Here is a 683-nt window from a genome sequence, read left to right as displayed (position 1 = left end):
TCGTCAGATGTGTATACGAGAGCGCATCCCCGCCCCGCACTTCCCAACCGCTCGCAAACCTGATGCCCGCACTGAGGTATAATCGGAAGCGAGGGAGGGAGAGAACCGTGAACCTGTTGGAGAAGACGCGCGGCGCGACCGGCGCCAGGATCATCGTCGGATCGGCGTTTTTCTGGGCGTGGCTCGACGCGCTGTTCATGAGCCTGCTCTTCGTGCGCCCAGAAGCTGAGGGGCTCATGGCAGAACTGGCGGCCACGTCCGTGTTCGGATTGAGCCTGCCCTGGCTCGCCCTCGCGCTGGCGCGGCCCGCCGCATGCAACGCCCTGCTCGCGCGGAAGCGCGCGCCGCTCGCATTCGCGGCGCTCGGCACGGCAGGATCGCTCTTGTTCGCCCTCGCCGGAGCGAGCCTCAACGCTGCGGCGCTCGCGGCCGGCGGCCTGTGCGCCGGGGCGTACATGGCCGCAAGCCAGCTGGGATGGGGCGCGACGTACTGCCAAGACGGCGAGCGCAGCGCCACGCCCTTCGTGGCCGGCGGCTTCGCGTGCGCCATCCTCGTCGACGCGCCGCTTCTGTTCATGGTTCCCGAAGCCGCCGCCGTGTTCGCGTCGCTGCTGCCGCTCGCGTCGGGCGCCCTGCTCGCAACCGTCCCCTCCGAGCAGCGCAGCTATCGACGCACCCCCCCC

At 70.1% G+C, this 683-nt stretch carries 1 pseudogene; it reads left to right on the top strand.

What is annotated here, in order from left to right:
• Positions 1–107: 107 nt before the first annotated feature.
• Positions 108–683, top strand: a pseudogene (locus B5F40_RS15720) (helix-turn-helix domain-containing protein); the annotation flags it as partial.

This window comes from Gordonibacter sp. An230 (genome assembly GCF_002159915.1).
Classification (GTDB): domain Bacteria; phylum Actinomycetota; class Coriobacteriia; order Coriobacteriales; family Eggerthellaceae; genus Rubneribacter.
The sequence above is the reverse complement of the archived record's forward strand: the minus strand, read 5'-3'. Positions and strand labels throughout refer to the sequence as shown.